Below are 20,724 nucleotides of genomic sequence, written 5' to 3' on the forward strand. Positions count from 1 at the left end.
ATAACTGCCTCTGGTCATTACACCCACTCCTCAAGTCACTATCTATTGGTATTTCCCATCACAATTGATACATATGATGCATGTACATGTTATCATTCTTTTTTTATAATCACTTATGGAAGCGTTTTCTATAATGATACTATTAAGGAGGAGAGGAAGTTGCGTAAATTAATCTATGCATTATTACCTATTGCCTTAATCAGCATGATAGCCTTCTATAGTCAATCACCTACCATGGCTGAATCCACTTATTTTAATGGACCTACGCTTGAGAAACAAAACAATAGAAATTCATCCTTTAAGCCCCATCTGAAATTTTAATGGGGGACTCCTGCGCCATCTTCACCTGTACTGCATCCAGGTTCAATAAAAGGTGCTGGAATGATGGAAGAGCCTTTATCAAATATCGCGAAGCAATGATACCTGTTCCTATTATTTCTCCTAATGTCGCTAATCATATTTGTCTAGTACGTTTATACAACCATCCTGCAAATGCAGCTCCAATCATCCTCCAGGAAAAGCAAGAAATGAACCAGTACCAGTCCTTATCCGGACTAAGCCAGTCATGAAAGCAATCACAATGGCTGGAAAAGGCCCTAATAGTATTGCCGCAATGACATTTACCGCATGTTGAACTGGGTAAGCTCGAGCAATCCCAGCAGGAAAGGAGATGAAAATGGATCCCGCTACCACAATGGCAGTAAGTACGGACATAAGAACTATTTTTCACGTATTCATTGAACTAAGCTCCTTTCATTACGCCATTGCAACGCCTTTTCCTTCAGAATTTCTGTTGCCATTTTAGGATTTTTAACCCTTGCGATGGCTGAAATGACCGATATTCCGTGGGCACCCGCCTGGAAAACCGGAGCGCCATTATCAACTGTTATTCCACCTATTCCTACAATTGGCAAATCAGGATACAGTGTTGCTACTTCTTTTATCACCGCAGTTCCTGCAACAGACTTAGCATCCTCCTTGGAAGTCGTCTGATATACTGGCCCCATTCCAACATAATCCACTCCGTCCTCTATTGCTTTTTTTGCTTCCTCCACTGTATGTACCGAAACTCCCAACACTTTACTAGTCCCGATCCTACGTCGAACAGACCGAGCCTCTGCATCGTCCTGGCCAATATGGACACCATCCGCATTCAGTTCGAGTGCGAGATCAACATCATCATTGATGATAAACGGAACATCAAATTGATAGCATAATCTTTGGCAACTTTCCGCAAATGCCTTCTTTTCCTTCCCTTGGAGTGCGCATGACCCTTTTTCACGCAATTGGAAACATGTAATCCCTCCTTCTAATGCAGCCTCCAAAACCCTTAAAGGATCTTTTGCATTAATCGACCCCATGATAAAGTAAAGCAGCACATCAACTTTTCCCAATTAATTCAACATCCTTTCGTTTTGCATTGCTTCGATTTCGAAATGCAGCATGGTTTGTTGGTCCATTTCCTTTACCGAGATGTAGCCCATCTTCAATAGCTGCATGAATATATTGTTTTGCCGTAACCACAGCTTCTGACATCAGCGCACCTTTCGCAAGCTCTGCAGTTATGGCTGCTGCAAACGTGCAGCCTGTTCCATGGGTATCTTTGGTATCAATTCGCTTGCTCTTCATGAGAAGGTATTCGCCACTTGCTGATATATATAAATCCTCCGCAAAAAGCGTATCCTGTCGATGCCCACCTTTCATTAGTACAGCGTCTGTTCCCATCTCTAAAAATCGATTAGCGGCGATCTCCATATCTGTTAAAGAAGAAATAGACATACCGGTCAATACTTCTGCTTCAGGTATATTTGGTGTCAGTAGAGAAGCCATTGGGATGAGACATTCCTTTAAGGCAACGATTGCACTTTGTTGAAGTAGTGAAGCACCACCTTTCGCAATCATGACAGGGTCTATAACTAAAGGATATTTCGAATAGCGGGCCAAAGTGTTGGCAACAGCCTCAATAATTTCTGCAGAAAACAACATTCCTGTTTTGATTGCTCCAACAGAAAAATCATCCATCACCGCTTCAAGTTGATTTATGACCATATCTATATTAATAGGTTGAACCGCACGAACACCCATTGTATTTTGTGCAGTAACCGCCGTTAATACTGAAGTTCCAAATGTACCAAGTTCCTGGAAGGTTTTTAAATCAGCCTGTATACCTGCTCCACCTCCACTATCTGAGCCAGCTATAGTTAGAGCAACTGAAATCATTCTTCAACCACCTCTTCGCCTAAATAATCATTAGCATTAATTGTCTCATCATCCAAGTAGTGTAGGGCATTTAAGAAATGAATAGTAAAATCTCCCGGACCTGAAGCATTCTCCACTGCCAATTCACCCGCTTTTTTGTAAAAGGCAAGACTATAAGCGACAGTATCTATAGAATGCGTACTGATAGAAAGGAAAGCAGCAGTTACGGCGCTTAACAAACAACCCATTCCGGTTATCCTTGTCATAAGTGGATGCCCACCAGTTAACCGGATGATTTTATTACCGTCCGTCACGATATCAGTCTCACCAGTAACAGCAACAAGGCAACGATAGAGACGCGCCACCTTTTTTGCTGCTACCGTAATATTTGCTGTTCCTTCACCTGCATCAACACCCTTTGTTTTCCACTTAACACCAGCAAGTGTAGCAATTTCACCAGCATTTCCGCGGATAAGTGTAACATCTAATTTCGAAAGGAGTTCTTCAACTGCCCTTTTCCGATAGGCAGTCGCCCCTACACCAACCGGGTCTAATACAATTGGGTGGCCTTTTTCATTTGCACTTTTACCAGCCACTATCATCGATTCAACCGCCGAACTATCCAATGTACCGATGTTAAGCAATAGACTAGAGGAGATTGTCGCTACATCTGTTACCTCTTCGACTGAATTAGCCATAATTGGAGAAGCACCCAATGCTAATAGGCCGTTGGCTTGAAAGTTTGCAACGACAATATTAGTGATGCAGTGGACTAACGGATTTTGTGCACGTAATTCTCTCAACAATAGGGATTGTGTCATCATGCATTCACCTCATCTATTAACAGAGACCATTTTTGTTTTGTCCAAGCCATTTCCCAAAATTGTAATTCATAATGTGTACTTTTAATGAAGTGGGATTCTAATTCTTTATGCCGGTCTTTTGAGAGATTATCTGTCAGCTTATTTAAGCGATCGATTTGTTCACGGGTTGCTTGTTCGAACCATTCTGAGCTGTAAGTCGCAATCCACTTGTCATAGATTGGGTGATTTGGTTTTGCATCCTTCAGCCTCTCGCCGATTTCATAATATAGCCAGTAACATGGTAGTAACGCAGATAAAGTTGCAGACAAGTCACCTTCTAATCCAACTCGATATAAATGCGATGTATAAGCGTAAGCTATCGGGGCTGGTTCAAAGTTTTCGATATCTTCATCTGTAATGCCTAATAGTTCAAAGAAGCCCTCATGCAATGAAATTTCCGCACCGCAAGTTTCATCTGCATGCTGTGCAAATCGTTGTACTGTTGATAAATCCTTTGCCTGTACAGCAGCCATTGCGTGGACCTTTGCAAAGTGTTGCAAGTAGTAGGAGTCTTGCAGAACGTAATATTTGAATACCTCCTCAGGCAATGTCCCATCTGCAAGTGCTGTAATGAATGGATGTTGAAAACTTGCCTCCCAAATATCATCGCATTTCTTTCTTACCTTTTCACAAAATGTCATCCTAACCACTCCTTATTCATTTTTGGAAAACCAAAAAAGCCGCTTCACTCAACAAATACGTTGAAGAAGCGGCTCGCATATCGGCGTAAGATAACCATGGAAGACGTGCGATCCACTTCCCTACGCTGGTATGAGCCAGATCAGGTTCTAAGGGTCCGCGTATCTATACACGTCTCAGTCTTGCTCAAAGACTCCCCCAGTGGTTAACTCTTTTCAGTTTTCAAATTTACTATAACATAGATAAATAGATTCGCAAGTGACAAAAGTCATGGAACAAATTCATTCTAGATTCTCTACGGTAGATCTGTACTGAACCTAACCAAAATTAGAGCTTACAACATTCTGACCATACCTAAACATCTTTCAAATTCCTCCGATAGTGATATTGGAGGGGAAGTAATGAAGAAGTTGAGGTTGGCCATCACAATGAACTTCAAATGTATCTTCAATTTGATACGGGTTATCAGGCTTGTTTTGGGCATTGCTACTAAAATGAAGTAGAACATGGGTAATTGGTGTATCTCTTTTTTCAGAAACCTGTTCAGGTAAATACCTATTAATTATGGAGTCCTCAATAGATAACTGCATTGACTGTACTTGCTTATCTCCTGACTCCTCAGATTCTACTGTATTACAACCTATTAAAATAAATAGTGCCATTGCTAGTAGCTCGATACCAATTGAATAGTCATTTAACTTATTTTCATATGATAAATAATTAGTTAATCTACCTTTTCCGGCATGGTAGGTACCAAAGAAGAAATTTGAATCGGTTACACTTAGTTAGACAAATATTTTAAGGTCATATAAACTGAACTCAACAATTAGTCGGAGGAGAATCAGTAATGACCAAAAGAATAACAAGAACATTCACAAAAGAGTTCAAAGAACAGATCGTCCAGCTACATGCTTCTGGTAAACCAAGAGCTGAGATAATCAAGGAATATGAGCTGACATCATCTTCTTTTGATCGATGGGTTAGTCAGTACAATGGTTCTGGTTCATTTGAAGAAAAGGACAATCGAACACCTGAACAGGAAGAGTTAATCAAGCTACGGAAAGAGAATCAAAGACTTGCGATGGAGAATGATATTTTAAAGCAAGCCGCGCTGATCATGGGACGAAAGTAGAGGTGATTCGCAATAACCGCCACAAATACTCGGTATCAGCAATGTGCGAAGTCCTGCAAATTCCACGAAGCACGTACTATTATGAAGCAAAAGAACGTGATTCAAAAGAAGAAGATAAACTCACAGAACTAATCATCCAGATATTCAATGAAAACAGAAAAGTCTACGGCCAACGCAAAATCAAAAGAGAACTCAAAAAGAAAGGCTGGCAAGTCTCGCGCCGTCGTATAGGTAGAATCATGAAGGCGGAAGGGCTAGTTTCTAAATATACGATTGCCCAATATAAACCCCATAATTCAACTGTGAATGAATCGGACGTTGGCAATGTATTAGACCGTGAATTTACCCAGGAACAGCCATTGAAAGTTGTTGTTAGTGACTTGACCTATGTTCGTGTGCAACAAAAATGGCATTATATTTGCGTGCTCGTTGATTTACACAACCGTGAGATTATTGGTCATAGCGCAGGTCCGAAGAAAGATGCAAAGCTCGTTCAACGTGCTTTTGCGACAGTACCATACAGTTTAAATCATCTTGAATTATTCCATACTGACCGCGGCGGTGAATTCAAAAACCAATTAATCGATGAAGCATTGACTACATTTGGTATTGACCGATCCTTAAGCAACAAGGGTACACCATATGACAACGCAGTCGCTGAAGCAACCTTTAAAACAATTAAAACAGAGTTCGTTAAAGGGGCTATTTTTTCTAGTCAGAAAGAGCTTGATCTAGAACTCTTTGATTATGTCAACTGGTTTAATAACATTCGAATTCACCAATCACTAGATTACTTAACGCCAAGAGAATACAAGCTCCAGCATCAGTTAGAGAAGCTTGCTATCTAACTATCATGCGCCCACTTTACTTGGAGAAGCAGGCGTGATAGCCTTTTTTGGCAAGCCAGCGCGGTTTTAATAAGCTGGCGTTCTGGCAATCCAATCACGCCTGCAGAGGCTCAAAGTCAAGTGACAAACTTTGTTTTGTATTTTTAATAAAGGGCAGTTTACTTAGCACTATAAAACGTTTATATTCCTTAAAAATAATGTTTAGTTTAGTGTTGACATACCAGAAGAAATATTAACACCTTCGTATATAACATATGCAGCGTTCTATTTTGTCCTTTACCAATTGCTTATTTATGCATTAATGACACTTTCAACCTCCGCAAAAAATGACTCAAACTTAGCAATCAGAGATTTAATTAATTATGTGTATCTACAAGCAAAATTTGGTCAACCAATAGATGCAGTTTTTTTCAAAGTTTATAGATTTATAGTAAAAGATAAAGGTAAATATATGTTTAGCAAAAAAGATATTAACTATATAAGTAAATTAGAAGATATTCTTCTTAAATATCGATTAAATGAACTCTCAGACCATGAATTATTTTACCATCTAGATCATGCTTTGAGGGAATTAAATTTTAGGAAAGAATATAATGAATTAATTTGGAAGAATTCAATACTATTAAACTTATTAAAATAAGTACTTTTTTATTAAGAACTTCTACTCAACAAAAATATAAGAAGTATTTACGATTAAATAAAATAATGATTAAATATCGAATAAAAATAATAACTATTTACTATTACAAAGATCAGGAGTGATCGTTTGAACAAAAACAAAATTATCTACATAATAGCAGGATTTTTGATGGTTGCTGTCATTGTAATGGGGTACTTTAATTTTTCATTCTCTTTACCTACTACATTTAAAGAAATGGTAGAAAAGCAAATTAGCCAAGATGAACAACTTGTTATAACTAAAATAGATACGGAAAGAATTGCTTCCATAAGCATTGAAGTTCCTTTTTCCGGCGAAGAAGAAGTCAGAATTGAGGATAAAGATATAATTTCTACCTTACTTAATAATGAACTCCGTATCTATAATGGTGGAAGATATAAAGAGAGTAATGACGAGTTTGACCTATATGTTCGATTTTATGGCTCAACTCATAGATATACGATTGCTGAAGAGGTAAGCGTCAAATAGTCCACACCTATTTCTAAGATGTGGACTAATGTTATGATTTATTTAGATTTATTTGGAACACGACATTCCTTTGGAATAGTCTGTGACCAAGGCAAAAGCTGATCTAACTTCAAATCTGGCTTTCCATTCTATTCTTTTGTCAGCTTTAGTCATCGCAAAACCTCCCGAATTATTTTCTAGGGAGATTATCTCATGAATAAGCTATGCTGGAAATGTGGGTACTATTTGACGCTTACGAAACTAGGAATTTATCTTTAAAAGATGCTTTTGATGCAATGGAGGTTCATGACGCGTTTCATGCTGAGTTAGTTTATGGCGGTGGAACAAGTAAAATTTTGGATACACTTGCAGACGTGGCTATATCGGGGGTAGAAAAGTTATTTGGTGCGACCGCTGGTAATACCACAACTGTTGCTAAAGCAATGGTGGATATTGCGGATAAGCAGAATGCTTCTGCGATTCAAAGCTACATTTACGGTGGAGAATTAGCCTTCAAAGAAATAACAAAGTTTTTAATTAATAACCCAAGATATACCCATGTAGAAGCTCAGTTCTTATTCTATGATCGATTTTATAGCACAAAATATAATCAACAACAAAAATATGTGCAAGGGAATAGACAAGAACCTCATAAGGGTTATAAAGTCTTAAGAGTTAAAACAAGTAACTGGCCTATAGAGTTAGCTAAAAACATAAAACCTCCACCTAATAAGATACCGAAAGTATAATGTCCTGAGAAAATTAATACAAAAGAGGCTACAACCATTGCTACCATTATAATTAATAGAAATAATTTAATACGTTTTTTACCTTTCTCCATCATTTATCCCTACGACATCTATCCTAACAGAGGGGGTTATCTAATTTCTCTTCTAGAAAAGTTATTAGTTAGAACTAATTATATCTTATTTAATTTTAATAATATCTAATTGATCAGTAGTAGAAATCAAATCTATTTTGTGTTTTCCTTTCGTGTAAATAACCGAAGCCCCTTCTCTGTCACCTTTTACCCACCCATTACTTTTTAAGACTATTTCATAAGAAAATGGTATACCATTTTCTTCGGATGCTCTAGACCAATGATACCTTGCCCCTAGTTCATTATTTTCAATAAGTTTTGCATTTCTGGGAACTGGAAAACTATGTAATTCATCTGTTGGCTCATATAAAGATAGAGTACCAAAATAGTAAATAATAACAACCCCTATAAAAGTTGCTAATAAAGTCAAGGTCCACCTAACTTTTTTCTTCAATTTCCACACTTCTTTCTATAAATAAATTTTTCAAAAGATATTATAGGTATATTATAGCAAGGAGAATAAAAAGATTATATAAGTTAAAATCATTTAGAGGAAGAGAGGTGATAATAATATCAATGTTAAATATATTTATCTAGTAATTATAACATCTTGATAAGCTAATGAGCATTACGACCTTCCCATTGCTAATTACTATAGAAAGGTCGCAAAAAGGTTTCTTACAATATAAAATTAAATTGATATAAATATTTTACATTTTAATAATACGATACGTACTATAACCAGTTATATCATCTAAGCTTCTTGTTAAGTAGTCATTGGTGTGCCCAGCCAATAATAAGTCAATTTTAGAACTAGATTTAGCAACTTTGTTATTTACCCACATTGCATGGGTGTATCTGTCTGCACCAGATTTTTTAAATTGAATAACATCACCAGGTCTGGCTTGACTAACAATGTTTGACTTGTTACTACTTGTGTAAACCGTATGACTTCGAACTAGGTGTGAGTATAAATCCTCAACCAAACTCCATGAAGAACTTCTAGTCCATACACCATCGCCAGCTCTCTTTCTAATAAACCAATATTTAGTATCACGAACTAAAGTAGATGTCGTAGCTACAGTAACTTGTTTTCTTCCGCCAGCATGAAGAATCTGAGATACAAAGTTTGTACAATCATTACTATATCTCGGGTAAGCAGTATTATAGTTTTTATAATACTTTGTTGCATATGCTCTTGCAGCAGCAACATTAATAGTCGCCATTATTTCACTATTGGGTTGTTTACTTTCCTGTAACTTTGCTATCTCTCTTTCTTCTTGTAAAATCTCCTCTTTAATTTCACCAAGAGTAACGTCTTTTAAATATGACATGCTAAATTTCTCACCTGAATAATCTAAGACTGTTTTATCAGCTATAGATGAATCTGAACTAATTGTTGAAGGATTATATTCTGCCATTATTTCAGTTTCAAATAGAGATAACTGATGAAGATACTCAGCAAAATAAGCAACAAACAAATGATATTCTGGTAATTTTGCTAGTTTCTGATCAGAATCATAATGCATTTGATTAATTACAAATTCAGTAAAGTCAGGAGTTCCGATTTCTAAATTATTGCCATTTTTATCCAGATAATTAACTAACAATTGCTCTATTTCACCAAAAGTATATTCATCGCGCTCTTTTTCATTAGCATTTGCCACATTGCCTAATAAGCCAAAGAAAAGAAGAAAGCTCAGGAAACCAATAAAAATAGTATATTTTTTCAAAATTTTTCCACCTCATTCCAATATAAATATACAATATTTTTAACACAAATCAATATATTTTTAATAATACGACAAAAGATGTCATATTATTAGAAAATCCGTGATCAATGTACGTTTCATCTAAAAATAATAGAATGTCATTAATAGCTTTAGAAGAACTTGAAAAAGTTAATTTTAATGTTATAATTAGAACGAATGTTCTATAATGTGGTCGGTACCATAAAAGGTCTATTCCTTAGAACAATCGAAAATAAGAAAAAAATCGTCATCTTTTATATCGATAATAAGAACCAGGTAACTCAACGATATGTTCGTATAATCAGCATGGATGATAGTTCTATTGTGGCTTTTTGTTATTGGAGAAAACAAATAAGAACCTTTATGTTAGAGAACATCCTTTCAGCAGGACCAATCAGAAAGAAGGTAGGGGCATAGTATGAGCGTGAATGATCGCGGAAGTATCAAGTGGACTGCAATGATGATGCCGGAACATCACCAATTACTTCATCAAATGTGGAAGCAACAGGAATATAAAGCGAAGCCTGAACTCGATGAGCAACAAAAAGAAGAAATAAACATGAAACTGCATGTTGCAATTCTTAATGACCTATTTGTCATTATCAAATACTATAGTGTTCATGATTATAAAACTGTTAGAGGTAAACTAAAGGATGTAGACTCGCTGCAAAACTATGTGCTTCTCCGTGATGGTACTAAAATTAAATTACAAAGCATTATAGATCTGCAAATAGATTAACCTTCATATTTTAAGGTTTATTTTTAAGGGCTACTTTTATTCTCCACAGTTCTTAAGTTACGAAATAAAACCTAAATAGACTTTTCACTTCATATTCTTGATTCAGAAGTCTCTGTTTCTTTATGATTTATATAATTTCTAACAGGTAACCCGTCTTCTTATGTGGTATTGTATTTTAATAATGATAAATAGGGAGCTTATACCGGTTTACGTATTGGTGAAATGATAGCTCTAAAATGGCATGATATTGATTTTAATACCAATTCACTAAGGGTATATAAAATCTTACTATAACCCTTCAAATAACAAACTAGAATATAAATTGCTTACTCCTAAAACAGAAGGATCTGTACGCACTATTGATGTTGATTCAATCGTAATTAACCTGCTAAACCTACACAAACAAGAGCAAGGTAAAATTATCAAAGAAAATAAACCTTTTTATATTGATAAGGGGTTTATCTTTGCAACTAATGAAGGGTATCCTAAAACCATTAAACACATTGCGATAAGAATGCAGCGACTTTTAAAGAAAACAACTATTAAAAAACACGTTACTCCCCATTCATTTAGACATACTCACACTTCATTGCTTATTGAAGCGAATGTCCATATTAAAGAAATACAAGAACGCCTGGGGCATTCTGATATTAATACAACAATGGACATTTATGCTCACATGACAAACATTAAAAAAGAGGCTTCCAATAAGTTTAGTAACCTAATGGAAAACCTCTCTAAAAAACTCATTGACTAATATCGGTGGTTTGATGCAATTTCCTACCTTATAAATGTTGTTTTATCAACGTTTTAAGGATACTATTACATCATACCGCCCATATATTAACCTGATAAACATTCCAAAACAGGTTCGAAAAACTGTTATTAGATCAACGTTATCTGAATTAATCATTTAATTAAAAGTACTGTTTTCGAGTATAAACATGAGCAAAACATGAGCATTTTTTTGCGAGAACCTTTTTACCTCGTGATTGAAAGTACTATATAATTTAAACTCATTTTCACTGGTATAAGCATTAGAGCAAATGATATAATATAAGTTAATATTATAGTTGACATTCTTATATAAGAACTACTTCGGTTCTGTATTACCTTTTTTTGCTCCTAAAGTATAACCCTTTAAAAAACTTCTTTTTCTAAATGCATATTTACATGAACTATAAGGTATTATTAATTAATATTACATAATGTTCTTTTCAGTAATATTTACAAGTTCCTAATTTAATTAAAAATGTTCTAGAATACTTTTTGTTTCTCTACATAAATGTGGTTCCATCATTAAAAATATATGCCTACTTTAATCAATTAATCAGACTTTACTTTTTAAAAATAAATATGGGTAGGTTAATCACTAAATAAATACTAATTATTTTTATAAAACAAGATGACGAGCTATCCCGTTATCCCATATAATATATGTATAATCCCCTTATCATTTTACTAACTACAAGAATGGGTTAACAGTTTACTAAAAAAACAATTGTTGATTTAGTTGCTTAGAATAGTTGAGAAGGTGAATATATGACTAATTATAATAGTGAAATTTTAGATAAACTTGATGGGAACTATAATAATTATGTGATTTTGAAAAATAAATACAATAAGCTTCTTGACCAACAGATACGTATCTTACTAAATACAATTGATAAATACAACCCAATCATGAAATGGTATAAAATGAATAAAGTCAATTTTATGCATTATTCCTTGCCTTTTCAAACTACCTCTGGCCCTATATTAGGATATAACAAAGAAGAAAATAGGGCTATTATTTATGATTTGGAAAAGAAACTCATAATCACAATGAGAGACACCTATCCAAGAGACGTCAAACATTACCCATACTATCAACTTATTTTGGATGGCTTTTTTATTGAATCTATAAAGTCTTTAAAATACTTAGAGGATAATTTTTCTAAAGATATCAAACTGTTAAAAGAGAATATTGAAATAGCAAGTTGTAATTTAGAAAAAGTAAAATCTATCTTATAAAAATAACTAGTTTCTAAAACCTTTTTTAAGTCCAAAGTTTTTATTAAGAATGAAAATTATTTTAAGTTATTTCTTTCGGACTATCATTTTCATATAAATATCATGTTCAAATTGAGCTTTTTTTGAAGATACTAGGTACAGATGTTCACAATTAAAGCTATCGGTTGATCTTGCTATTTTTCCAGTATTATTATTTGGTGTTAATAAAGTATGTGGAATCAAGCCATTTAGCGCTTCTTCTTCTTTTGAATTCCATCTGTTTTCTTTCCAGCAAACAAGCAAAAATATAGCATTACATAACCTTAAAACATAGATAATTTCAATGTTTTCATTTCTATATTCTAGTATTTCCTTATGAAAGGCCCGTGATGACAAAAGAATTTTTGGTTCAGAAATTCCCTGAAAAGGTAAAGAAGGAAACATATTTTGAAAAGGTGCTAAATCTACGTAAGTACCTAAAAACAAACTGACTTCACTTGTAGTTTTTTCTACTTTACCAATCATATATTTACTATTTTTTTTCAACCAACTTGAGCTATCATTTTTCCTTAAACTATTAAAAAGTATTTTCATTACCCACTTCAATAATATTTGGTAATCATATCTAATTGTAACAATCTGTTCCGGGGATAGATTCCTTGAGAAGTAATCCATAATAAATTTATTACCATAAGAATCCAACTTAGACAGAGCACCATTATTACAATTTTGACATACATCTTTTATGACCTGTTTTTTAGGAGATAGTTTAACTGCTTTTTTTTCACCAAGAAAGGCATATTTATATTCAGGAAATTTCGATATTAATCCAAATGGAAAAATGTGTTCAGCAGTTAATTTATTATTCACATCCTCGCAAAAAGCGCATTTTTTCACTATTATCTATCCCTTTAATTTATTTGAATTGATATAAATTCCGTCAAAAAATCCCAAGTTATATATTCAACTCAGGATTTCTTGCCAAATGAACTAATTACTTCAATCGTAGGTTCCATCCAAACAGACATCTATTGTTTCTTCAATATCTTTACACCATATTGGCTTAATCTTCCCATTCTTTAGAACCCATACAGTATATCCATTTTTGGTAATTTTTGAGATGTTATCATCCCACTTACCTTGAGTAATCAATCTGATTTTTAATTCTTGCCCTTTTCCAACCTGTTTCAGATGAAATAGCTTTTTGGAAGAGTCCTCTACAATTAAATGATCACCTTTAGTATCTATAGCTACAATGCTATCTTTTTGCCAAACAATAAAGTCTGGGTTAAAGTTTTTTGTTGAACCTAATGAAAGTAATGGCACCTCGAAGAATCCTCTTGAAGGATTTCTCATCCAATCATAATTTTTATTATCTAAACCAAGAGCAAACTTTTTCTCAAATTCATTTAGACCACTATAACCTTCATGTAATGAATTATTGAATTTAATTTTATCATTTGGATTAACTGGTAATGAAGGAGCTTCAATATTATTTAGATTATTCTGTATCACTATAGAATAATCTAAATAGTCCTCTACCACTTTATAAGCAGACTCTCTTAAATGTTCAGCAGCTCTACTATTATATTCTACTAATGCATCAAATTTCACATTTTCTATATCTGATAAATTAACTGCTTTAGCATAATACTTTTGTATTTCCCTAACAAAAATCCATCGAGCAGAAACAGGATTGCTATGGTCTAATTCAACCCATTCAACATCATGATCATTTTCAGAACCAATGGTTTGAAGTACTTGTATTCTTCCACCTTTACCAATTGTATTTACTTTATCATCCCTAAAATCCTGTATATTATCTATTACATTCTTTATAGGTTTTTTTGCACTTTCGGAATATATTGAAATCTCAGGGACGTATAATTTTTTTTGAGGAGCTTGAAGGGGTCTATCCTTTCCTGAACCACTCTTAAAGTATTGTAGATTGATTTCCGGAGATTCTGATGCTAATTTAGCTTTAACCTCTAACAATACTTCCTCAAAAACACTTTTTTCATCAGTTCTAATATAAAACTGGGCGGTATTTAACTCCTGTTCAGCATAATGTGTTACGCCAGGCTGCCTTAATGCTCGCCCTATTATTTGTTCAATCTGTATTCTTGAACCCATATCTTTATCAATGTATGCAAAGTAGCAGGATGGGTCGTCCCACCCTTCTTGTAGTGTCTGGTTAAATATAATGTGCTTATAATCACCATCAATAAAATCATCATAATCAGAATCTCCGCCTGAGAACAAATGGAAATTATCTGGTGGCGGAAATTTTTTGTCAAACTTCAAGTTACAATAGACCGCTATTTCGGAGGGATTAATTCCTTTTTCCTCAACTAGATAACGCCAAATTACTATTGGTCTAGCTAATCTATCATGAAAAGGTTGCTTTATTTGATCCTTTTCAACACCTGAAATAATATTGGTGTTTGTAACATAAATAGCTTTAGGAGAAAATGGTTTACTACAATTTTTAGCTACACCAGATACCCTTTTAAATTCCTCAATCATATCGTCAATTGTTTCCTCCATAGGAGTTACGTATCCGCCTAGTAGGATATTTTGTTTTACTAGGCCTGACTTTACAACCTCGGAACTTTTTACTGATGTTATAAAATCCTCATCATTCCAACCCTTATCGTCTCTTAAACGATCAATTATTTTCTTTAACGATTCTGGGACTTTAACTGTTGCACTAGCTGCTATCAAAGCATCTGGCTCTAACTCTAGTAATAAGTCCGTCTGTTGATTTGATAGATTATGTCCTTCATCATAGACAATAATAAACGGTCTCCTAATCCCATTATGGTTACGTCTCTTTTTTAATAGTTCCCATAATGAATCATCTGCACTATCAAGTTGAACTTTGAATATCTTTCTATCACCTTGATCTTTATCCTTTTGATTGAATTTTCCTACAGTTGCTATTAGCACCAAACCCTTATCAGATTGTGTAATGTCTTTAGGTTTACAATCCAACAAAGGTTTTACATTAAATCCACTAAGTACACTAGAATACTTTCCAGATGATAAATTCGAATAAGTTTGCCATACTACAACCTTTCCCTTCGAAAGCCATAACACAATAGGTTGTACAGGTAATGTACTTCTTATTTGTTCTATTGCATCAGATAAAATAAGTGTCTTACCACTTCCAGTGATAGAGGATAAATTTTGATAGAAAGGAACAATTTTTGTTCTTGTTACTGTTAGTGGATCTGACATATAATCATTAAATCTTTTGGCAATCTGATTCGATGCTTTAAGTTGAAAAGGTAAAATTACCATTTAATTACTCACCTCACTCTCATTAAATGGATCAGTATTTTCGTTTAATCCCAAATGAGTTAATATTTTATCAGGAATCTTATAAAATCTAACACTCTTAGTCTGAAGTACTTCATAACGAGCATATACATGATAAGGGGTATTTAAACCAGCTCTTTTTGCTTCATTAACAACTGTTTCATAAGTTTCTAGATTAAGTTCACCAACTTGATCTAATCCATTCCAAATAATAAAGTATCCTTCATTTACATCATTTCTTCCTACAAGGTATTTATAATTTTCATCATCAATTCTAATTAAATTTGAACTAGCTCTTCGTTCATTTTCCCAGTGGGAAGTAATAACTACATCTATTAATTCATCTTTCTTCATAGTCAAAACTGTTTGTGCATCTATTTTCTTCATTAATACTCGAAATTCGAAACCACTTTTTATAGGTTCCGTAGTTTTTTCAAGGTATCCATTCTCATTTGGTCTTTCTCCAGATATTACTCTTCTTAATCTTTCTGCGGTAATACTCCTAGCGTACTTATCACCTTTTTCAGAATTACCTTGTTCAATTAAAATGAATCGCCGTTCAGTTTCTGCCTCTTTATTAAGTTCCAAAACCGCGTGACCTGTGGTTCCAGAACCTGCATAGGGATCAAGAACTAATCCCTTCGGCGGACACCAAAGTTGAATAATTTTCTTAATCAATTTAAGGGGCTTTACTGTTTGGAAATTATGTCCTTTACCTAAAATCTCATCTAGTTCATTTATCCCCGATTGGCTGTGTCCTGATTCTTGGTGTGCCCAAGATTGGGCTCCTAGTATAAATGGAACCTCATATTCTTCGTCTGCCCAGAATGTAAGTGGAACCTTTCCTCTCTTTACGCTCTTGAGATGTCTCTTAATAGCAGGTCTACCTACACCATCTTTTGTAAAGTACAAGGTTGGCCAGACATTGTTGTCACGTATATTTTCAGCTAACTCTCGAGATTTCTTTATTAATTCAGAGTTATACACGGATTCATCTTCGACAACAGGATTGTTATCTAAACTTTGTTCTTTGGAAATATACGGTATTGGTGCTCCCTTAATTATTAGTGCATTCGGTCTATTATCGTTAAGCTTTTTTTCTTCGTATTTTAATCCCCAATCTTCAAGCCATCTTTTCATAGACTTCTTCGGATTAGTCCAAGATCTGGAACCTGGATAATGCAATGCTCCGGTAAATGGAGATTGTATAGCATATCTATCTTTTTCAGTAACTCGAGCAGCAGTTGAATCGCTGTTCCTCCATAATCCTTCTGGGTCATTGTCCGGATTTTTATACTTTGAGTTGGTGCTTGCGTCTCTTGGTAGTAAACCTGTTTTTGCTAATGTTCTATCTTTAGCATAAACCAAAACATATTCGGTTGCAGTAGAAACATGAGTTGTATCATTCTTAGGTGAATAAGACTTCTGCCAGTTTATGATACCTATTCTATTTTCCTCACCAAAGACCTCATCCATCATCATTCCCAAATGAAAAAGTTCATTGTCGTCAATACAAATGGCAATAACTCCATTTGGTTTTAACATTTTCCACATCATTTGCAGTCTCGGCATCATTGCCTTCATCCATTTTGTATGTTTTGAACCATCATCTTCTGCTACAATAGTACCTAAGTCGGGGTCATTTGGATCGGTATCCCATTTATCATTATATCTAAAGTGCTGTCCCCCAGTATTATAAGGTGGATCAGTGACTATTAAATCTACTTGTTCACGATATTTATACAAAGTAACCATCGCTTGAAGATTTTCACCTTCTATGATGAGATTTTTAGACTGTTCTTCTTCATTACCAACGCATAGCTTCCTATCTACTCTAGTAACTCGTGGTCTTACTTTCTTGTAAATTTCTTCTGCAGTTCTTTTTCCATTAAAACTTATTGCTATTCCACCGTTTACCATATTCTTAACGATTTTGAGTAAATCTTCTCGATCTAAAAATTCTAAACCATCTGTTGTGATGTTATTATATACCATCAAAAATCCTCCCTATGCAGGTAATTAATTGCGATATAATACCCAAATTACATGTACTATTTTTCTTAATCTATCATAACACATTTCCCAAAAATAAACACACCAAACAGAACTAGTGTTCCCTCCTTCTCTTTTGCATTAAGATAGATAATGCGACTTTCAGATATATACATATTATTACAATTCATTTTCTCTAATAAAGTTATGTTTTCTTGCCTTTCTTCTTTTCTTGTCCTTATACTTCGAAAGATTTACATTTTTTTCGTTCTTTTGAGCAGTTGTATTGATTATTGCACTAAATATATCACCAGTTGCCTTAGAAGCATTAACATGGTCATTATTGCTATAAGACTTTGGTGACTGTTGCAAGTCTGCTCGTACATCTTTCTCACCAATTCTAAGATTCTTAGAAAATTCACCTGTATTTCTACCATTAATACATAATTCCAGAATTCTAGCCTTAGATTTTGATGGAAGCTTTGATAATGTATTATCATTAACACTTGGATAAAGAACTTTCAAGTGATTATCAATCTTTATAGATAAATCATTTTTATTAGATTCTCTAGCCCGAATTTGTTCTTTTGTATTAGCGTATTTAACAGAAGAATTAAAGACTTTTTCTGCATCCCAACCTTTGAAGTATTCAGCGTATTCTTTTTGTTGTTTAATCTTAGTCCTTTCTAAGATTACTAGACTATTTACATTGTCTTTCCAATCCTTCAATAACTGTTCAGCTTTTACGTATGAATCTGAATATTTTTCTAAGTTATTTTCTAGTTCAGGAATATCAATTCTTAATACTCCTTCTTTAGTAAACTTATCTACATAAGATGATTTTAAAGCCATTGCTTTATCATTATTACTTAGTACATCTGCAAAATCAGGGTACAAGAATCTAAATTCCTCATTTGTAAATGATTGTTGGATTACATAAGCTCGTTTAGAATGTTTATTTATTTCATTATAAGCGTGAACTTTTTTGTTATAATCTTCAACTTTAGTTGCATATTCTTGTTGTCTTAAAGAGAATTGTTCTTCAAATTTATTTGGTATGAATCCATACAATAATACATCTTGTGGCTTATCTTTATATACAAATTTTGCTTTTTTCAAGGTTTTTCCTATAGAAGTAATTTCTAGCTTTTCATTAGATAATTTTAACTTCCAATAATCTAATCGTTTTAGATTATCTTTTGCTATTGAAAAATCGACATGCCCTTGCGCCCTTCTAGCAATAACTTTAAGTGAATCCAAATCCTCCTTCGACAGCTGTGAGTTTTTACGTAGACTTCTAAGCTCTTCTATAGTTGCTACCCTAATTGTTTCACGGATTTCCTCAAGACTACTTATGTTTTTACTTAGCCCTTCTAATTCATGATTTACTTTTTCAATGTTCTGGTTTTCTTTTGCGAAATGTGATTTGGGGACATATTCTATTCCAAATTGTTCAGCTTTTTCTTTTTCCCTTTGTTCAAATTTGTATTCAGATCTTGTTAACCGATACTTAGGAATTTTTTCTAATCCTTGTTTTTCATAACTTTCATGGGACACTCTCTCATTTACGTTAAACTTTTTATAATATTCATTTACCTTTTCAGCAAAGTTTTTTCTCCAAGTTATGACCTTATCGTTGCCATCCCATCCAATTAAATCTATCTTTCTGGTTTTCTTATTTCCCTTTTTGTTGTAAACAAAATTTCCTTCTTTATCTAGAATGTACTCCTTTTTAGATTTTTGTTTGATCCACTCACCATTCTCGTCAAATGGTCTAATTGTCAGCATGATATGAGCATGTGGATTATGTTCAACATCTCTATGTATTGAGACATCTGCTACCATTCCATCATTCACAAAATTATCTTGTACAAATTCCTCTAGCATTTTTCTTTGAGTTTTATAACCCAATTCTATTGGTAAAGCAACTCTGACCTCTCTTGCCAATCGACTGTTTGCATTTTTTTCAATCCACTCAACTTCGTTCCATAATTTTTCACGATTATAAACCCATTCCGGTGCATGTTTTGGTGCAAAAATAAATGTCTCAGGTGCAATAGTTCTTTTCCTATATGATTTAGTCTCCATATCAAGCTCGGAGTATAAATTTTCACCACTTCTATATGCTGCACTAGCAACTGCTGATTGTCCTTTTTTTCTACTAATAGGGCTAACACTTAAATAAAATGTACTCATGTATTTCTCCCTCCTTTTTTACTCCCGCTAGGTTATTAGCGTAAGCTAACGTTTTGAAAGATTATTAAGCTCATAATCTTTCACCCATCAACACCTTTTATAAAGGTGTGTAAATGGGCACTATGATGATTAGGGCCTGCAATAAGGACTGACTTTTACCAACAAATTGTTTCAATATATACATTTTACCCTTCTATATAATTTAGCCGTATTGTGTTAGAATGTATTGGAGTATCTATATTAATTTAGCTCTATCAAAATAGTGATAGGAAAGGGCTATTCCCCTTTCCTATCATGTACCAATCCTTTTCTTCCTTGCGACAGAAGAATACATGAAAAGTCATAGATTACTATGGCTTTTTTGTTACCAGTCATTTAGATTGTGCTTCGTCAATTCGTGTTTAAGAGCCGCCAACGCCTTTTCAATCTCTCCAATGCGGATTATTCACATCTTTGATGTAATCCCCCGTAAACACGTTCTTTTCACTTTTTGTGGCTAATTGAACATATTGCATTAGATCTGCTATCAAGTGCTTCACTTTTATTTCAGTCATTTATAACAATCCCCTTTAGTTCAAAATTGGTCCATCATTTTTTTCATTTCTTGAATCAAATTCTCTTTATCATACTGAAAGTTGTTATCCCATTTCATAAAGGCGTCTATATCTTCTTTGCTTTTGGTTGTTAATGACCATGAATAGTTAGATAAACAAAATACATATAAATCAATATCTTTAATGCAATACAATGTCCCTAAATCTCTATATTTCATTTGTTTAGAAGTTATTTTCATATCAGCCATTTCTATTTCATTTGTGTCCTTAGCTTGTTGCCATGCTTTTTCAGGTTTTTCCACAACAACTAATTTCTTTAGCCATTCCATAGCTAAAAAAGCAGTTTTTATTTCTTCTTTTTGCAAACTAATTGCCAAGTCATCTCCATTTTCTAATGGAAGTTCTTTTAAAAGCAAGTAATTTAAAATGACATTAATAATTTCATCCTTTAGCCCCATCCTTCGCATACTATTAATGGTTTTTATATGCTCGATATTAATATTTTCTTTTCTTTCGTTTTTGAGAAACTCTTTAACCATTGATTCAGGAGTA

23 protein-coding genes and 1 riboswitch are annotated in these 20,724 nt (G+C 33.9%); of the genes, 9 read left to right on the forward strand and 14 right to left on the reverse strand.

Annotation, left to right across the window (positions count from 1 at the left end):
* The first annotated feature begins 159 nt into the window (after positions 1-159).
* Positions 160-321, forward strand: coding sequence for a hypothetical protein (locus BN999_RS20640; protein WP_176481963.1), 162 nt, complete (start codon positions 160-162; stop codon positions 319-321).
* Between the two features lie 183 nt (positions 322-504).
* Here the strand turns inward: BN999_RS20640 and BN999_RS21045 are convergent, their stop codons facing one another.
* From BN999_RS21045 to BN999_RS20645, 6 genes are all read right to left on the reverse strand, one after another.
* Entirely contained in the window at positions 505-714 is a 210-nt protein-coding gene (locus BN999_RS21045; RefSeq protein ID WP_255247455.1) for an energy coupling factor transporter S component ThiW, read from the reverse strand.
* Between the two features lie 20 nt (positions 715-734).
* Positions 735-1,361, reverse strand: a complete 627-nt coding sequence (gene thiE / locus BN999_RS12190; RefSeq protein ID WP_096271809.1) for a thiamine phosphate synthase — start codon at positions 1,359-1,361, stop codon at positions 735-737.
* A 19-nt stretch (positions 1,362-1,380) separates the two neighbouring features.
* Positions 1,381-2,220, reverse strand: coding sequence for a bifunctional hydroxymethylpyrimidine kinase/phosphomethylpyrimidine kinase (thiD, locus tag BN999_RS12195; protein ID WP_096271732.1), 840 nt, complete (start codon positions 2,218-2,220; stop codon positions 1,381-1,383).
* Positions 2,217-3,023, reverse strand: a complete 807-nt coding sequence (thiM, locus tag BN999_RS12200; protein WP_176481964.1) for a hydroxyethylthiazole kinase — start codon at positions 3,021-3,023, stop codon at positions 2,217-2,219. The genes thiD and thiM overlap by 4 nt, the downstream gene beginning before the upstream one ends.
* Complete coding sequence (gene tenA / locus BN999_RS12205; RefSeq protein WP_096271736.1) at positions 3,020-3,703, reverse strand: thiaminase II; 684 nt, start codon at positions 3,701-3,703, stop codon at positions 3,020-3,022. The genes thiM and tenA overlap by 4 nt, the downstream gene beginning before the upstream one ends.
* Before the next feature lie 100 nt (positions 3,704-3,803).
* Positions 3,804-3,911: riboswitch (TPP riboswitch) on the reverse strand.
* Positions 3,912-4,066: 155 nt separating this feature from the next.
* Positions 4,067-4,363 carry a hypothetical protein gene (locus BN999_RS20645; protein WP_096271738.1) on the reverse strand — a complete coding sequence of 99 codons (297 nt, stop codon included), beginning with the start codon at positions 4,361-4,363 and terminating at the stop codon, positions 4,067-4,069.
* A gap of 185 nt (positions 4,364-4,548) precedes the next feature.
* Here BN999_RS20645 and BN999_RS12215 point away from each other — a divergent pair.
* The 4 genes from BN999_RS12215 (at position 4,549) to BN999_RS12230 (ending at position 7,556) form a co-directional block, all read left to right on the forward strand.
* Positions 4,549-5,681, forward strand: a protein-coding gene (locus BN999_RS12215; RefSeq protein ID WP_096271740.1) for an IS3 family transposase whose coding sequence is annotated in 2 segments (ribosomal slippage) — positions 4,549-4,798 and positions 4,798-5,681 — 1,134 coding nt in all. Because the reading frame shifts where the segments join, the coding sequence is not laid out codon by codon here.
* A 283-nt stretch (positions 5,682-5,964) separates the two neighbouring features.
* Positions 5,965-6,321: a hypothetical protein gene (locus tag BN999_RS12220; RefSeq protein ID WP_176481965.1), complete on the forward strand. Its 357-nt coding sequence runs from the start codon at positions 5,965-5,967 to the stop codon at positions 6,319-6,321.
* Between the two features lie 126 nt (positions 6,322-6,447).
* The gene (locus BN999_RS12225) at positions 6,448-6,828 is read left to right on the forward strand and encodes a hypothetical protein (RefSeq protein ID WP_096271744.1); all 381 of its coding nucleotides are present in this window, start codon (positions 6,448-6,450) and stop codon (positions 6,826-6,828) included.
* Between the two features lie 203 nt (positions 6,829-7,031).
* The gene (locus BN999_RS12230; protein ID WP_141249063.1) at positions 7,032-7,556 is read left to right on the forward strand and encodes a hypothetical protein; all 525 of its coding nucleotides are present in this window, start codon (positions 7,032-7,034) and stop codon (positions 7,554-7,556) included.
* Between the two features lie 177 nt (positions 7,557-7,733).
* Here the strand turns inward: BN999_RS12230 and BN999_RS12235 are convergent, their stop codons facing one another.
* Entirely contained in the window at positions 7,734-8,057 is a 324-nt protein-coding gene (locus BN999_RS12235; RefSeq protein ID WP_096271746.1) for a hypothetical protein, read from the reverse strand.
* Positions 8,058-8,337: 280 nt separating this feature from the next.
* A complete protein-coding gene (locus tag BN999_RS12240; RefSeq protein ID WP_141249064.1) occupies positions 8,338-9,294 on the reverse strand; it encodes an amidase domain-containing protein in 957 nt (318 codons plus the stop codon).
* A 261-nt stretch (positions 9,295-9,555) separates the two neighbouring features.
* Here BN999_RS12240 and BN999_RS12245 point away from each other — a divergent pair, with 261 nt between their 5' ends.
* From BN999_RS12245 to BN999_RS12260, 4 genes are all read left to right on the forward strand, one after another.
* Positions 9,556-9,795, forward strand: a complete 240-nt coding sequence (locus BN999_RS12245; RefSeq protein WP_255247456.1) for a hypothetical protein — start codon at positions 9,556-9,558, stop codon at positions 9,793-9,795.
* A 1-nt stretch (position 9,796) separates the two neighbouring features.
* Positions 9,797-10,117 (forward strand): YolD-like family protein, encoded by a 321-nt coding sequence (locus BN999_RS12250; protein WP_096271747.1) that lies wholly within the window; start codon positions 9,797-9,799, stop codon positions 10,115-10,117.
* A 322-nt stretch (positions 10,118-10,439) separates the two neighbouring features.
* A complete protein-coding gene (locus BN999_RS12255; protein ID WP_255247457.1) occupies positions 10,440-10,874 on the forward strand; it encodes a tyrosine-type recombinase/integrase in 435 nt (144 codons plus the stop codon).
* Positions 10,875-11,659: 785 nt separating this feature from the next.
* The gene (locus BN999_RS12260) at positions 11,660-12,130 is read left to right on the forward strand and encodes a hypothetical protein (protein ID WP_096271749.1); all 471 of its coding nucleotides are present in this window, start codon (positions 11,660-11,662) and stop codon (positions 12,128-12,130) included.
* Positions 12,131-12,196: 66 nt separating this feature from the next.
* Here the strand turns inward: BN999_RS12260 and BN999_RS20650 are convergent, their stop codons facing one another.
* The 6 genes from BN999_RS20650 to BN999_RS12285 form a co-directional block, all read right to left on the reverse strand.
* Positions 12,197-12,979, reverse strand: coding sequence for a hypothetical protein (locus tag BN999_RS20650; protein WP_176481967.1), 783 nt, complete (start codon positions 12,977-12,979; stop codon positions 12,197-12,199).
* Positions 12,980-13,108: 129 nt separating this feature from the next.
* On the reverse strand, positions 13,109-15,412 hold the full coding sequence (locus tag BN999_RS12270) for a DEAD/DEAH box helicase family protein (protein WP_096271751.1): 2,304 nt from the start codon (positions 15,410-15,412) through the stop codon (positions 13,109-13,111).
* Positions 15,413-17,425, reverse strand: coding sequence for a site-specific DNA-methyltransferase (locus BN999_RS12275; protein ID WP_096271752.1), 2,013 nt, complete (start codon positions 17,423-17,425; stop codon positions 15,413-15,415).
* A 177-nt stretch (positions 17,426-17,602) separates the two neighbouring features.
* The gene (gene mobQ / locus BN999_RS12280; protein WP_096271754.1) at positions 17,603-19,618 is read right to left on the reverse strand and encodes a MobQ family relaxase; all 2,016 of its coding nucleotides are present in this window, start codon (positions 19,616-19,618) and stop codon (positions 17,603-17,605) included.
* 422 nt (positions 19,619-20,040) lie between these two features.
* A complete protein-coding gene (locus BN999_RS21050) occupies positions 20,041-20,172 on the reverse strand; it encodes a hypothetical protein (protein ID WP_255247458.1) in 132 nt (43 codons plus the stop codon).
* A gap of 20 nt (positions 20,173-20,192) precedes the next feature.
* The gene (locus BN999_RS12285; RefSeq protein WP_217988478.1) at positions 20,193-20,711 is read right to left on the reverse strand and encodes a hypothetical protein; all 519 of its coding nucleotides are present in this window, start codon (positions 20,709-20,711) and stop codon (positions 20,193-20,195) included.
* Between the last annotated feature and the right edge of the window lie 13 nt (positions 20,712-20,724).

This window comes from Paucisalibacillus globulus (genome assembly GCF_900184735.1).
Classification (GTDB): domain Bacteria; phylum Bacillota; class Bacilli; order Bacillales; family Amphibacillaceae; genus Ornithinibacillus; species Ornithinibacillus globulus_B.

Bases quoted from the DNA above. Each gene is read 5' to 3' on its own strand.
- BN999_RS21045 (WP_255247455.1), bottom strand. From the start codon at position 714: ATGTCCGTACTTACTGCCATTGTGGTAGCGGGATCCATTTTCATCTCC.
- thiE (WP_096271809.1), bottom strand. From the start codon at position 1,361: ATGGGGTCGATTAATGCAAAAGATCCTTTAAGGGTTTTGGAGGCTGCA.
- thiD (WP_096271732.1), bottom strand. From the start codon at position 2,220: ATGATTTCAGTTGCTCTAACTATAGCTGGCTCAGATAGTGGAGGTGGA.
- thiM (WP_176481964.1), bottom strand. From the start codon at position 3,023: ATGATGACACAATCCCTATTGTTGAGAGAATTACGTGCACAAAATCCG.
- tenA (WP_096271736.1), bottom strand. From the start codon at position 3,703: ATGACATTTTGTGAAAAGGTAAGAAAGAAATGCGATGATATTTGGGAG.
- BN999_RS20645 (WP_096271738.1), bottom strand. From the start codon at position 4,363: ATGGCACTATTTATTTTAATAGGTTGTAATACAGTAGAATCTGAGGAG.
- BN999_RS12230 (WP_141249063.1), top strand. From the start codon at position 7,032: ATGCTGGAAATGTGGGTACTATTTGACGCTTACGAAACTAGGAATTTA.
- BN999_RS12245 (WP_255247456.1), top strand. From the start codon at position 9,556: ATGTTCTATAATGTGGTCGGTACCATAAAAGGTCTATTCCTTAGAACA.
- BN999_RS12250 (WP_096271747.1), top strand. From the start codon at position 9,797: ATGAGCGTGAATGATCGCGGAAGTATCAAGTGGACTGCAATGATGATG.
- BN999_RS12260 (WP_096271749.1), top strand. From the start codon at position 11,660: ATGACTAATTATAATAGTGAAATTTTAGATAAACTTGATGGGAACTAT.
- BN999_RS12270 (WP_096271751.1), bottom strand. From the start codon at position 15,412: ATGGTAATTTTACCTTTTCAACTTAAAGCATCGAATCAGATTGCCAAA.
- BN999_RS12275 (WP_096271752.1), bottom strand. From the start codon at position 17,425: ATGGTATATAATAACATCACAACAGATGGTTTAGAATTTTTAGATCGA.
- mobQ (WP_096271754.1), bottom strand. From the start codon at position 19,618: ATGAGTACATTTTATTTAAGTGTTAGCCCTATTAGTAGAAAAAAAGGA.
- BN999_RS21050 (WP_255247458.1), bottom strand. From the start codon at position 20,172: ATGACTGAAATAAAAGTGAAGCACTTGATAGCAGATCTAATGCAATAT.
- BN999_RS12285 (WP_217988478.1), bottom strand. From the start codon at position 20,711: ATGGTTAAAGAGTTTCTCAAAAACGAAAGAAAAGAAAATATTAATATC.